The 14347-nt window shown below is 49.5% G+C and carries 11 protein-coding genes; 8 read left to right on the forward strand and 3 right to left on the reverse strand.

From position 1 onward, the window contains the following. Positions 1-169: 169 nt before the first annotated feature. Positions 170-1081, reverse strand: coding sequence for a ketopantoate reductase family protein (locus tag MUN34_RS13610; protein ID WP_247858081.1), 912 nt, complete (start codon positions 1079-1081; stop codon positions 170-172). Between the two features lie 183 nt (positions 1082-1264). Between MUN34_RS13610 and MUN34_RS13615 the strand changes: the two genes are divergently transcribed. The 7 genes from MUN34_RS13615 (at position 1265) to MUN34_RS13645 (ending at position 9525) form a co-directional block, all read left to right on the forward strand. Beyond that, positions 1265-1981 carry a GntR family transcriptional regulator gene (locus MUN34_RS13615; RefSeq protein WP_247858082.1) on the forward strand — a complete coding sequence of 239 codons (717 nt, stop codon included), beginning with the start codon at positions 1265-1267 and terminating at the stop codon, positions 1979-1981. Further along, on the forward strand, positions 1974-3515 hold the full coding sequence (gene gntK, locus MUN34_RS13620; protein WP_247858083.1) for a gluconokinase: 1542 nt from the start codon (positions 1974-1976) through the stop codon (positions 3513-3515). Before MUN34_RS13615 ends, gntK begins: the two co-directional genes overlap by 8 nt. A gap of 24 nt (positions 3516-3539) precedes the next feature. Continuing rightward, on the forward strand, positions 3540-4886 hold the full coding sequence (locus MUN34_RS13625; RefSeq protein WP_026827070.1) for a GntP family permease: 1347 nt from the start codon (positions 3540-3542) through the stop codon (positions 4884-4886). An 18-nt stretch (positions 4887-4904) separates the two neighbouring features. Beyond that, complete coding sequence (gene gnd, locus MUN34_RS13630; protein ID WP_247858084.1) at positions 4905-6305, forward strand: decarboxylating NADP(+)-dependent phosphogluconate dehydrogenase; 1401 nt, start codon at positions 4905-4907, stop codon at positions 6303-6305. A gap of 220 nt (positions 6306-6525) precedes the next feature. Continuing rightward, on the forward strand, positions 6526-7089 hold the full coding sequence (ahpC, locus tag MUN34_RS13635; protein ID WP_012371860.1) for an alkyl hydroperoxide reductase subunit C: 564 nt from the start codon (positions 6526-6528) through the stop codon (positions 7087-7089). Positions 7090-7103: 14 nt separating this feature from the next. Continuing rightward, the gene (ahpF, locus tag MUN34_RS13640) at positions 7104-8633 is read left to right on the forward strand and encodes an alkyl hydroperoxide reductase subunit F (protein ID WP_247858085.1); all 1530 of its coding nucleotides are present in this window, start codon (positions 7104-7106) and stop codon (positions 8631-8633) included. Between the two features lie 349 nt (positions 8634-8982). Beyond that, the gene (locus MUN34_RS13645) at positions 8983-9525 is read left to right on the forward strand and encodes an ECF transporter S component (protein ID WP_012371862.1); all 543 of its coding nucleotides are present in this window, start codon (positions 8983-8985) and stop codon (positions 9523-9525) included. A gap of 64 nt (positions 9526-9589) precedes the next feature. Here the strand turns inward: MUN34_RS13645 and MUN34_RS13650 are convergent, their stop codons facing one another. Then, positions 9590-11083 carry a malate:quinone oxidoreductase gene (locus MUN34_RS13650; protein WP_247858086.1) on the reverse strand — a complete coding sequence of 498 codons (1494 nt, stop codon included), beginning with the start codon at positions 11081-11083 and terminating at the stop codon, positions 9590-9592. Positions 11084-11320: 237 nt separating this feature from the next. Here MUN34_RS13650 and MUN34_RS13655 point away from each other — a divergent pair, with 237 nt between their 5' ends. Then, the gene (locus MUN34_RS13655) at positions 11321-12847 is read left to right on the forward strand and encodes a cryptochrome/photolyase family protein (protein ID WP_247858087.1); all 1527 of its coding nucleotides are present in this window, start codon (positions 11321-11323) and stop codon (positions 12845-12847) included. A 78-nt stretch (positions 12848-12925) separates the two neighbouring features. Here the strand turns inward: MUN34_RS13655 and MUN34_RS13660 are convergent, their stop codons facing one another. After that, a complete protein-coding gene (locus MUN34_RS13660) occupies positions 12926-14293 on the reverse strand; it encodes an amino acid permease (RefSeq protein WP_026827064.1) in 1368 nt (455 codons plus the stop codon). Positions 14294-14347 lie beyond the last annotated feature (54 nt).

Consider the following 14347-nt stretch of genomic DNA (forward strand, 5'->3'; position numbering starts at 1 on the left):
TGTTTTCATTTTAAAAAATATAAAATATATTTTGGTTTTTAACCATCTTGTCTTTTCAAGAATAGTTGAATGCAATTCAGCAAGTCAACGAATAGCTGAAAATTACACATTATTGCGGATTATAAAAAACTAAATACAGCCTGATAAATATTCCCTATATAGAAACTAGTTAAACGTCTTTTCTAGATAAACGATAAATTTCGAGATTCGCATAAATTGCCGGTAACAACACCTGCGTCGGCCCGTCTTTCGAAAGAAGTGTTCCGAATAGATGGGCCGACTCGACTTCGCTGCCTTTCTCCATATCACGTTGTAAGGAGGATTTCATCGTTTCAGCCATTTGTGCGATCTGTTGCTGTTGTACCTGCTCAATCTCATCACTGAATACGGCGCCTTGCCGTTCCATTGCTTCTTTGGCTTCCGTTGCCAGGCGGCGAATCATCGTCATCCCTTCCTCCCGCGAACGAATTGGACCAATTGCTGAGCGGAAGAGCGATGTCACACCGGAAAACGTCGTGATGAACAGATACTTATTCCACATATCGCGGGTGATTGTATCTGAATAGTTGATTGGAGCTGCTGTTCCGGTCAAATGCTGTTTCAATTCTTCCAAGCGGTCTGTGCATGTTCCCGGCAATGGACCAAATAACAGATGGTGTGACGGACTTGTCTGAAGGATATGCCCTTGTGCATCAAGTGTCGATTCAATAAAGCAGAGTCCGCCCAGCACACGCTGTTCTCCGAACCGGTCCACTAACTGTTTCAGATGTGACATGCCATTTAAAAGCGGCAGGATATATGTATGTTCCGAAACAAAAGGTTCGATATCTTGCAACACCTGTTCCAGGTGATAGGCTTTCGTCGACAAGATGATGACGTCGAACGTTTCATCCGCCCCTGCTTCAATTAAGCGCGGCGTAAAATCGATATCACCATGCAGACTGTTAATTACGAGTCCGGATGTTTTCAGCTCCCGCAATCTTCGTTCCCGGACTAAAAATGTGACGTCTTCCCCTTTTTCTGCCAGGCGTCCCCCAAAATATCCACCAACTGCACCGGCACCAACCACTAAAATCTTCATTTCATCCCCTCCATCTGACTGATTCATTCATCTCTTTTACATGCTTTCGTTCTTTAGCCTATCACATCAGAAAGCTGTGATTCAGGAAAGATGACAATTTAATTAAAGCGCTTGCATTTTGTTTTCCGTCGTTTATACTACTTGTATACAAGTATACTTATCTAACAAAGAGGGTGTTTTTTTATGTCTGATCTTTTATACCCGATTAAATGGTTATCAAAAGCATCCGCCGGTGATCGTGTCGCCCATGAACTGCGCATGCGGATCATTTCCGGCAAGATCGAGAGCGGTACCGTCTTATCTGAAAACAAATTAGCCGCTGATTTTTCCGTCAGCCGATCTCCTGTCCGGGATGCCCTGAAGGTGTTGGCGTCAGAACGCATCATCCGGCTGGAACGGATGGGCGCCGTCGTCGTCGGACTATCCAAACAAGACATCCAGGAAATTTACGATGTCCGGCTGTTAATCGAAACGTTCGTTTTTGAGCGAATCGTTAAGATGGATCGCCAGGACCTGGTTCGTGAACTGAGTAAAGTGCTCGAAATGATGAAGATTGCCATCAAGTATAAGGATGCGGATGAGTTTTCTTATCAAGACGTCTTGTTCCATGAAACGATCATCCGATCGATTGATCACGGATATGTCAGCATGATGTGGCAGAATCTCAAACCCGTCATGGAAAGCTTCATCTTATTGTCGATGCGTCAGCGTCTGGACGATGATATCGAAGATTTCGAACGGATTCTCGAGAACCATGCACTCTACATCGAAGCCATCGAGACCGGCGATCGTAAACGGATGATCGCTTCCCTGCATCAGAACTTTGATGATGTACAGGAAGTTGAGGATTTATGGAAATCGCAACAACTGATGACGAAGGGAGTAGAGCCACATGACTGAATACATGTTAGGAATCGATATCGGAACGACAAGTACAAAAGCAGTGCTCTTTACGACAAAAGGGGAAGTCATCGGACAAACGAATGTCGGTTATCCGCTGCACACGCCGAATCGCTCGACGGCAGAACAGGATCCGGAAGAAATTTTTCATGCCGTCCTCGAAAGCATCCGGCTGATGACGAAACAACATCCGACGGAGCAACCAAAGTTCGTCGCCTTCAGCAGTGCGATGCACAGCTTGATTGCGATGGATGAACACGATCAACCGTTGACCGCCTGCATCACGTGGGCCGACAGCCGGAGCGAAGTCTGGTCGAACCGGATCAAGGAGCAGTACGGGTACTCGATTTATCACCGGACCGGAACTCCGGTTCACCCGATGTCGCCGCTCAGCAAGATTTGTTGGCTCGTCGAAGAACATCCGGACATCGCCGCGCGGACGAAAAAATATATCGGGATCAAGGAATTTGTTTTCCAACGTCTGTTCGGACAATATGTCATCGACCATTCTCTCGCTTCAGCAACCGGCCTGTTCAACATCCACGAGCTCGACTGGGATGCGGAAGCGTTGCAGGTCGCAGGCATCGATGCGTCAAAACTGTCGCGTCCCGTTTCGACGACGACGTCCTTTACCGATTTGGCACCGGAATATGCCAAACAAATCGGATTAAGCGCTTCGACACCATTTTTAATCGGGGCAAGTGACGGCGTTCTGTCGAATCTCGGGGTTAACGCCATCCGGAAAGGAGAAATCGCGATTACGATCGGAACGAGCGGTGCCATCCGGACGATCATCGACCGTCCGCAAACCGATGAAAAAGGCCGGATCTTTTGTTACGCCTTAACCGAGAACCATTGGGTCATCGGTGGACCGGTCAATAACGGCGGCATGGTCTTACGCTGGATTCGCGACGAACTGGCCTCGGCGGAAGTCGAGACAGCGAAACGACTCGGGATTGATCCGTATGCCGTCTTGACGAAGATCGCCGAACGCGTCCGTCCGGGATCAGACGGTTTACTGTTCCATCCGTATCTGTCCGGCGAGCGGGCTCCGCTTTGGAATCCGGATGTCAGCGGTTCTTTCTTCGGATTGACGCTGTCGCACAAAAAAGAACATATGATTCGGGCAGCGCTGGAAGGTGTCATTTACAACTTGTACACTGTCTTCCTGGCATTAATCGAATGTATGGACGGTCCGGTCACACGGATTCAGGCAACCGGGGGGTTTGCCCGTTCTGAAGTGTGGCGTCAGATGATGGCGGATATCTTCGAATCAGAAGTCGTCATTCCGGAAAGTTTTGAAAGTTCATGTCTTGGAGCCTGTATTCTCGGATTGTATGCGACAGGGGAAGTCGATTCGTTCGAGGTGGCAGCAGATATGATCGGCGATACACATCGTCATGTACCGAATGAGGAAGCGATGCACGAATACCGTCAGTTACTGCCGATCTTCATCAGTTTGGCGCGCGTTCTCGAAACCGATTACCGACGCATCGCTACGTATCAACGGGGTTTGATTCAAAAAGAAATTTAATTTAACGTTTTTGGGGGAAGTCACATGCCATTAGTCATTGTTGCCATCGGGATTGTTCTGTTACTCGTTTTAATTATGGGGTTAAAATTAAACACGTTTGTTTCATTAATCATCGTCTCGTTTGTCGTCGCTTTACTGCTCGGAATGCCGCTTGATCAAATCGTTACGACGATTGAAGCCGGACTCGGCGGAACGCTTGGTCACCTCGCCTTGATCTTCGGACTCGGTGCCATGCTCGGAAAATTGATTGCCGACGCAGGTGGTGCGCAACGAATCGCGATGACGCTTGTCGCGAAGTTTGGGGAAAAGAACATCCAATGGGCCGTCGTTGTCGCTTCGTTCATTATCGGGATCGCGTTATTCTTTGAAGTCGGACTGGTTTTATTGATTCCAATCGTCTTCGCGATCTCACGTCAGTTGCGTGTCTCGATCCTGTATCTCGGGATTCCGATGGTCGCTGCTCTTTCCGTCACACACGGTTTTCTTCCGCCACACCCGGGCCCGACCGTCATCGCCGGGGAATACGGGGCCGATCTCGGACAAGTTCTTCTATACGGCTTTATCGTTGCCGTGCCGACCGTCATCATCGCCGGTCCGATCTTCACGAAAATCGCGAAACGAATTGTTCCGGAATCATTTAAAAAAACCGGCAACATTGCTTCACTCGGGGAACAAAAAGAATTTAATCTAGACGAGACACCAGGATTCGGGATCAGTGTTTTCACAGCGATGCTGCCGGTTCTCCTGATGTCGATTGCAACGATTTTAACGTTATTGCAAAAAACGCTTGGTTGGGAAAGTAACTCTGTTTTATCTGCTGTTCAATTCATCGGAAACGCGTCAACAGCGATGTTGATTTCTTTACTCGTCGCCATCTACACGATGGGACTGGCACGCCAAATTCCGATCAAAACCGTCATGGATTCTTGTACGACGGCCATCACACAAATCGGGATGATGCTGCTAATCATCGGCGGCGGTGGTGCTTTCAAGCAGGTCCTGATTGACGGCGGTGTCGGTAAATTCGTCGCTCAAATGTTTGAAGATACGACATTATCACCGATTTTACTGGCCTGGATCATTGCGGCCATCTTACGGATTTCACTCGGTTCGGCGACTGTCGCTTCACTGACGACAGCCGGCCTCGTCATTCCGTTGCTCGGTCAATCGGATGTCAATCTCGCACTTGTCGTCCTCGCAACAGGAGCCGGCAGCTTGATCGCTTCACACGTCAACGACGCCGGATTCTGGATGTTTAAAGAGTATTTCGGATTAACCATGAAAGAAACTTTCGCGACGTGGACCTTGCTTGAGACAATCATTTCCGTCTTCGGACTTGGATTCGTCCTTCTGCTCAGTCTCGTCGTCTAAAAAAGGAGTCGGTATACTATGCTACATTCAATCGGAGTCATCGGGCTCGGCGTCATGGGACGCAACATTGCCTTGAACATGGCAAGCCGTCAGGAAGACGTCGCTGTCTATAACTACACACGTGATTTGACGGATGACTTAATGGCACATAACGAAGGATTGCCGGTGCATCCTTATTACGAGGTGGCTGATTTTGTTCAATCCCTAGCCCGTCCACGAAAAATTTTCGTCATGGTCACGGCGGGAAGTGCAATTGATTCAGTCATCGAGTCGCTGATTCCACACCTCGAAACAGGCGACATCATCATGGACGGTGGAAACTCGCATTTCCATGATACGGAACGCCGCTTTGATCAGTTGCAACAACACGGAATCGAATACATCGGTGTCGGCGTCTCCGGCGGTGAAGTCGGTGCGCGGACCGGCCCTGCCATCATGCCGGGCGGTACAAAAGAAGCCTACGAACAAGTCGCGCCGATTTTGACGAAGATTGCGGCACAAGTGAACGGCGATCCATGTTGCGTCTACATCGGACCAAAAGGTGCCGGCCATTTCGTCAAGATGGTCCATAACGGGATCGAATACGCCGACATGCAGCTGATCGCGGAAGCGTACAGTTTCCTCCGGGTCCGTCTTGGACTCGACGTTGAAGAGATTGCGGATGTCTTCGCGTCTTGGAATGAAGGCGAGCTGAAAAGTTATCTGATCGAGATTACAGCCGATATTCTCCGGAAAAAAGATGACGAGACAGGACTTCCGTTGATCGATGTCATCTTGGATCAAGCCGGTCAAAAAGGGACAGGCAAATGGACGAGCATGCAATCGATTGATAACGGGATTGCTTCGTCCATCATTACAGAAGCCCTCTTCGCCCGCTATCTTTCTGCCGTCAAAGAAGAACGTGTCACTGCTGCTTCCGTCCTCGGTGGACCGGAAGCACGTGAGACACTTGATAAAGACGTCTGGATCGAACGGATCCGCCAAGCGCTCTACATGGGTAAAATCGCTGCATACGCGCAAGGATTCACACAGTACCGGACGTCATCCGAGCTGTATGACTGGAACTTACGTCTTGAAGAAATCGCATTGATTTTCCGCGGCGGCTGTATCATCCGGGCCGAGTTCCTCAATGTCATCAGTGAGGCCTTTGCGAAGGACGAGTCGCTTGCGAACTTAATGCTTGCACCGTACTTCGCGGACAAAGTGCAAGATTATCAAACGGCACTGCGTCAGGTGGTCGCTGAAAGTTCATTATCCGGACTCGCTGCTCCGTGTCTCAGCACATCGCTGACTTATTACGACAGCTACCGGACGGCTAACTCCAATGCGAACATCCTGCAAGCCCAACGTGATTATTTCGGAGCCCATACGTATGCCCGGACCGATCGCGAAGGGACGTTCCATACGGACTGGCAGTAACTTATACAGCTTCCATTTCCTGTTTCATTTAAGGAAATGGAAGTTCTTTTTTTGTTCACACTTTGTTTATCAGAATAGGAAATTGCAGGTTATGTCTTGACAAAACTAAGCGTCTATATGAAATTAGTATTAGATTAGAATTATTCTAGTGTGATAGATACAGTTTATACTTTCTACTAGAACAGATTCTTAAATAGAACCCAACAGGAGGATTTTTATCATGTCTTTAATCGGAAGTGAAGTAAAACCATTTAGTGCATCAGCATTCCATAACGGAGAGTTCGTCGATCTTACAGATGCCAACCTTCGTGGAAAATGGAGTGTCGTTTGTTTCTACCCAGCAGACTTTACATTCGTTTGCCCGACTGAGCTCGAAGATCTTCAAAACCAATACGCAACACTCAAAGCGCTTGACGTTGAAGTGTACTCGGTTTCAACAGACACGCACTTTACACATAAAGCATGGCACGAAACTTCAGAAACAATCGGTAAAATCGAGTACGTCATGATTGGTGACCCGTCACACGTCATCTCACGTAACTTCGAAGTCTTAAACGAGCAAGACGGACTTGCAGACCGCGGAACGTTCATCATCGATCCGGACGGTGTCATCCAAACTGTTGAAATCAACGCTGGCGGAATCGGTCGTGACGCAAGTACACTCGTAAACAAAATCAAAGCAGCACAATACGTACGCAACAACCCAGGCGAAGTTTGCCCAGCGAAATGGGAAGAAGGTTCTGCAACACTTACACCGAGCCTTGACCTCGTCGGAAAAATTTAAGGAGCGGATTTGAGATGGCTTTAGCAGCAGATATTAAAGCACAACTCGCTCAATACCTCGATTTATTGGAAGGAGATCTTGTCCTCGCGGTCAGCGCCGGGACAGACTCCGTTTCTCTTGAGATGAGCGAGCTCGTCGAAGAAATCGCGAGCATGTCACCACGCATCAGCATCGAACAGGCGGCCTTGCCGCGGACACCAAGCTTCAGCGTCAACCGTGTCGGGGAAGAGAGCGGCATTACGTTTGCCGGGATTCCACTCGGTCACGAGTTCACGTCCCTCGTCTTGGCGTTACTCCAAGTCAGCGGTCGTGCGCCGAAAGTCGATGCTGCACTGATCGAACAGATCAAAGGCATCAAAGAGACGTCTCATTTCGAATCGTACATCAGTCTCAGCTGCCACAACTGCCCGGATGTCGTTCAAGCCCTAAACGTCATGAGTGTCCTGAACCCGAACATCAGCCACACGATGATTGACGGCGGTGCCTTTAAACAAGAAGTCGAAGCAAAAGAAATCATGGCTGTCCCGACTGTCTTCGTCAACGGCGAAGCCTTCGGAAACGGTCGGATGTCCCTCGAGGAGATTCTCGCGAAACTCGGTACAGGTGTCGACGCTTCTGATTTTGCGGACAAAGACCCGTACGACGTTCTTGTCGTCGGTGGCGGTCCTGCCGGTGCCAGTGCTGCGATTTACACGGCACGTAAAGGAATCCGGACGGGAATCGTCGCGGAACGGTTTGGTGGTCAAGTCATGGATACGATGAGTATCGAGAACTTCATCAGCATGAAGTATACGGAAGGTCCGAAACTCGTGGCGAGTCTTGAAGAACACGTCAAAGAGTACGGGATTGATGTCATGAACCTTCAACGGGCGACACGTCTTGAGAAAAAAGACCTCGTTGAGCTGGAGCTTGAAAACGGTGCGGTCTTGAAAACAAAGAGTTTGATTCTCTCAACAGGAGCACGCTGGCGCAACATCGGTGTGCCGGGCGAACTTGAATTCAAGAATAAAGGGGTTGCGTACTGTCCTCACTGTGACGGTCCACTCTTCGAAGGAAAACGCGTTGCTGTTATCGGCGGCGGGAATTCCGGTGTCGAAGCCGCAATCGATCTTGCCGGTCTCGTCAAACATGTAACGGTGCTTGAATTTGCACCGGAACTGAAAGCGGATGCGGTCTTACAAAAGCGTCTCGCGAGTCTTCCGAACGTCACGGTCGTTGCCAACGCCCAGACGAAGGAAATCACGGGTACGGATAAAGTGAACGGCATCACGTATGTCGAACGCGAAACAGGTGCTGAGCACCATGTCGAGCTCGAAGGCGTTTTCGTCCAGATCGGTCTTGTGCCAAACACAGACTGGCTCGGCGAAACAATCGAACGCAACAAGTTCGGTGAAATCCTTGTTGACCGTCATGGCGCAACGAACATTCCGGGTGTCTTTGCAGCCGGCGATTGTACGGACAGTGCTTACAAACAGATCATCATCTCGATGGGATCAGGTGCAACAGCAGCACTCGGTGCCTTCGATTATATGATTCGTAACTGATCATGGAAACGTCTTGCTTCGGCAAGGCGTTTTTTGATTGTAAAATCTAGTATAAACAGAATCGCTACGAACAAAAGAGAATTTTTCCCGTGCTTTTCTCGGGTGAGGCGCAAGCCGCGGCTTTTGCGACCACAGGTCTTAAAGCCGGGTCTCGCCTGCCTCGACAGCGCGTAAACGCGCTTTTTCCCGTAGAAGTCACGGAAAATCCTTTTTTAGGTCGATACTTTCATTAGTAAAGATTCAAATTCGAACTGACCCCTATAAATTGTTCGAAATTGACACTTTCAGCTAGTCCAGCTATCTGATAGATTGAGAGTATTCAAAATCTATCATAAAGAAGGTCTGACACATGCAAAAAGCAGCACCGTATTCAAGCACTCGTACCCGGCAACTCGTCATCACTTCAATGTCGATTGCACTTGTTTTTGTTGCTACATTTTTCATTAATATTAAATTGCCAATAGCCGCAAATGGCGGACTCGTCCACATGGGAACAGCGATGTTGTTCCTGATCGCAATTCTCTTCGGACCCCGGACAGCAATGATTGCCGGCGCGGTTGGAATGGGACTTTTCGATATCATGTCTGGTTGGGCACTTTGGGCGCCTTTCTCCTTTGTCGGTCGCGGTTTACAAGGATTCATCGTCGGTTGGATTGCTTGGACATATGGACGTAACGGAACAAAGCCTGGTGTCAACTTGCTTGCTATGATTGCATCCGTTCCCGCCATGCTCGCTGTCTATTATATCTGCGAAGGGATTTTGTACAGTAACTGGGTAGCTCCAGCATTATCGATTCCAGGTAACATCACACAAAACGTCGTCGGGATTCTTGTGGCCATCCCAGTCGGCATCGCTTTAAAGAAAACACGTTTCTTCCGTCAACGCGGCTGATTTCACACAAACAACCCCGTTCTCTTCAAGAGAACGGGGCTTTTTTTTGCTTCCTATGATGTGTTTAACGAATCGGTTGTGCTTCCGTTAATTCAAGTGTTTTTGTTGTTTCGGCGTGGATTTGATCAAAGAGTTCCGGATTCGCGACGAGTGACGTCCCATACGACGGAATCATTTCTTTGATTTTTGCTTCCCAGCCGGGTAGTTGATCCGGGAAACACTTGGCCAGCACTTCCAGCATGACCGGTACGGCTGTCGAAGCGCCTGGTGACGCACCGAGTAAGGCTGCGACCGAACCGTCTGCCGCACTGACGACTTCCGTTCCGAACTGAAGTGTCCCCTTGCCTTGCGGTGTATCCTTAATGACCTGAACCCGTTGACCGGCAACGACGACATCCCAGTCTTCCGTCTTCGCGTTCGGAATGAACTCACGCAGTTCGTTCATCCGTTGCTCCGTCGACAGTAAGACCTGTTCGATCAAGTACTTCGTCAGTCCCATCTCTTTTGCGCCTGCCGCAAGCATCGTCAAGACATTGTTCGGTTTGACCGATGTGATCAAATCAAGATTCGATCCCGTCTTGAGGAATTTCGGCGAGAAGCCGGCGAACGGTCCGAATAAAAGTGATTTTTGACCGTCGATGTAACGTGTATCCAAGTGCGGGACAGACATCGGCGGTGCGCCGACTTTCGCTTTCCCGTAGACTTTCGCATGATGACGCTCGGCGATTTCCGGTTTTTTACAAACGAGGAATAAGCCACTGACCGGGAATCCGCCAATCTGTTTCGACTCCGGAATCCCTGTTTTTTGAAGCAACGGCAAGCTTCCACCGCCGCCGCCGATAAAGACGAACTTCGCTGTATGGTGTTCAATCCGGTTGTCGCGTTCGTTTTTGACTTTGACTTCCCAGCCGCCGTCGACCCGTTTCAAGTCTTCGACACCATGACCGTAGTTGATCTCGACATCGAGTTGTTTTAAGTGATCAAACAGGATCCGTGTCAGTGCTCCGAAATTGACGTCTGTACCCGAATCGATTTTGGTTGCGGCAATCGGCTCCGGTGACGTCCGGCCTTCCATGATTAATGGAATCCACTGCTTCAGCTGCTCCGGATCTTCCGAAAATTCCATCCCTTTGAACAACGGATTAGCTGAGAGCGCTTCCAATCGTTTTTTCAGGAATGTGACGTTTTCCGCCCCTTCAACCATACTCATATGTGGAATCGGCATGATGAATTCTTTTGGATTCGGCAACACCTGTTCTTTGACGAGGTGCGACCAGAACTGGCGCGACAGTTGGAACTGTTCGTTGACCTTAACGGCCTTGCTGATGTCGATCGTTCCGTCGGCGTTTTCCGTCGTATAGTTCAGTTCACAAAGTGCAGCGTGACCTGTCCCCGCGTTATTCCATTCATTTGAGCTTTCTTCCCCAGCACTCGCTAACTTCTCGAATACTTTAATCTTCATGTCCGGCGCAAGCTCTTTTAATAAGACCCCTAACGTTGCGCTCATGACTCCGGCACCAATCAAAATAACATCTGTTTGTTTAGGCATACTGCTCATGATATCCTTCCTATCCCCGTTTGATATTATGGACCTGTCATACCAGTTGAAAGCGCTCGTATGACGACAACTTACCTTTCCAGTATAACCCTATCACAGGTCATTCATAAATTAAAATATCGAGTGTTTCCCGTTAAAAATAAATATACTTTCCCTGAATTGAATGCGCACATCCTAAGACATACTTTTAGAAAAAGCGGATATATACTTTTATAGAAGAAGAAGGGGGAACCATTTATGGCGACACGCTGGATTTTCGGCAATCAACTCAGTCACAGCTTACCGCTTCTGACGGAAGCCGATCCGAAAGAGGACATCATCCTGATGGTCGAAGCGACATCACGCTCGACTTGGAAGGCATATCATAAACAAAAACTCGTGCTGATTTTCTCTGCGATGCGGCATTTCGCAGAAGAACTCCGGGACAAAGGATTTACAGTCGATTACCGGGAAGCCGATTCGTTTGATGAAGCGTGGAAACAGCACCAGAAGCAGTATAAACCGACGTACCTCCTCTATACAGCCACCACAGACGAACCGATGCGCCGTGTCATGCAAAAATTTCAGGATGCTCTCCCGAAATCAATCACTGTCGACGTCTGTTCCGACGTCCCGCTCTTTTTATTGACGCAGGACGAAGCCGTGGTACTACTTGGGGATAAACCGTGGAAGATGGACCGGTTTTACCGGCAACTTCGCAAAGACCGCCGTTTATTGATGAACGGGAATAAGCCGGTCGGCGGAAAGTGGTCGTTTGATTCGGAGAATCGAAAACCGGCGAAGGATGGTGTTGATTTTAAAGCACCGATCCGGTTCCGCCCGGATCAGATTACACGTGACGTCATGGAAAAGGTCGACACGTCGTTTGCCGATCATCCGGGTCAGCTTGAAACGTTCCACTGGCCGGTCACCCGAGCGGAAGCGCAGCGCGCGCTCGCCCGGTTTATCGACGAACGGCTTGAGACGTTCGGCACTTATCAGGATGCGATGCTGACGGGAGAAGATACGTTATCGCACTCCTTGCTCTCTTCGTCGATCAATATCGGCTTACTGTCACCGGACGAAGTCATTCACGCGGCGGCGGCCGCACTGGAAGATCAGGACGCACCGCTTAATGCCGTCGAAGGATTCATCCGACAAATTCTCGGTTGGCGCGAATACATGCGGGCGGTTTATTTAAGTGAGATGCCGGGGTACGAACAGGTCAATATCCTGCAACACAACCGGGACTTGCCGGACTTCTTCTGGGACGGCGAAACGACGATGACGTGTGTCGCAGAGTCGTTGCGACCTGTCATCGAAACGGCGCACAATCATCACATTCAGCGGCTGATGGTGCTCGGGAACTTTGCCAACTTGTTTGAGATTTCCCCGCAACAGACGGCGGACTGGTTCAACGAAATGTATATCGACGCCTATGATTGGGTCGTCCTTCCGAATGTGCTCGGGATGGCCTTGCATGCCGACGGTGGTCTCTTGTCGACGAAACCGTACATCGCATCGGCGAACTACATCCACAAGATGAGCGACTACTGCGGGAACTGTCCCTTTAACCAAAAGGATGCCCTTGGGGACAATGCCTGTCCGTTCAATGCCTTGTATTGGGATTTCATCGCCCGGCACGAGGAACGGTTCTCCAGTAACCAACGGATGTCGATGATGTACCGGCAGTGGGCAAAACGGGATAAAAGCGATCAGCAGGCGATTCGTAAAAAAGCGACCGCCTTGAAGAAACAGCTGGCGGATGGCACATTTCACCGCTGAGTCTCGTATCAAAAAATAAGACCCGGCTCCCTGACAAGTAAGGCAGGGAGCCGGGTCTTTACTTATTTCCTTGATGGATTATGCACTATGACGTTCTGCTTTTTGATGTTTTTTCGTCCGCAGCTGATACAGGACAAACAATCCGATGAACCAGACCGGTGTCAGGAGAAGCGCAGGACGCGTTTCGTCCGCTACGAGCATGACGATTAAAATCAGCGTGAACAGACCGAGCACGAGGTAGTTGACGAACGGTGTCCACGGCGCTTTGAACGTCGATGCGGCATGCAATTCCGGCTGTGTCTTCTTGTATTTCAAGTGACAGACGAGAATGACGCCCCACACCCAGATGAAACAGATTGCACTGATCGTCGTCACGATGCTGAACGCCTGTCCAGGAAGTAATTTACTTAACAGAGCCCCACCCGAGACGACCAACGTCGAAACGAACAATGCATTCGCCGGCACATGATTTTTATTGAGCTTCGAAAACGATGCCGGTGCCTGTTTTTGATTCCCGAGATTATAGAGAATCCGACTCGTCGAGAACATTCCGCTGTTACAAGCGGATGCGGCTGATGTCAGGACGACGAAATTGATGATTCCGGCAGCGACCGGAATCCCGATCAGACTAAACGTTTTGACGAACGGGCTTTCCGTTGCGTTCAGTCCGGTCCACGGATTGATCATCAAGAGGACAAGCAAGGCACCGACGTAGAAGAAGAGTATCCGTAACGGAATCTTATTGATTGCGGACGGAATGTTCTTTTTCGGATCCGCCGTTTCAGCGGCCGAGACACCGACCAGTTCAACACCGACATAGGCGAAGACGACCATTTGGAACGACAACAGGAAACCGGTGACACCGTTCGGGAACATCCCGCCGTGCTGCCACAAGTTCTTGACCGTGACCGGTCCCGCATCCGTATTAAAGCCGATCACGAGCAGGACGATTCCGACGCCGATCAAAGCTAAAATCGTGACGACTTTGATCAAGGCGAACCAAAACTCGAGTTCCCCGAACAGTTTGACCGTCAGAAGATTAAAGCCGAGTAAGATCAACAGGGCGATAACGGCCGGGATCCATTGCGGGATATCAAACCAGTATTTAACGTAAACACCGACGGCAATCACGTCGGCCATCGCCGTCATGATCCAGCAGAACCAATACGTCCAGCCGGTTACGAAAGCGGCGCGCGGTCCGAGATAATCTTCCGCGATATCCGTCAGTGACTGATAACCGGCTTTTGACAACAGTAACTCTCCGAGTGCCCGCATGACGAAGAAAATCGCAATCCCGACAAGCAGATAAGCAAATACAATCGATGGACCGGCCAGCTGAATCGCTTTCCCCGATCCTAAAAACAACCCTGTTCCAATCGTTCCACCAATCGCAATCAATTGGACATGACGATTCGATAAATCCCGCTTTAATCCTTGCTGTTCCAAACCTGAACTCCTCCTTTGATGATCTCTCTGTTTCCCCCGGTCAGACTGTTCTGT

Origin of the sequence: Exiguobacterium sp. 17-1, from assembly GCF_023096305.1 — a bacterium.
Taxonomy (GTDB): domain Bacteria; phylum Bacillota; class Bacilli; order Exiguobacteriales; family Exiguobacteriaceae; genus Exiguobacterium_A; species Exiguobacterium_A sibiricum_A.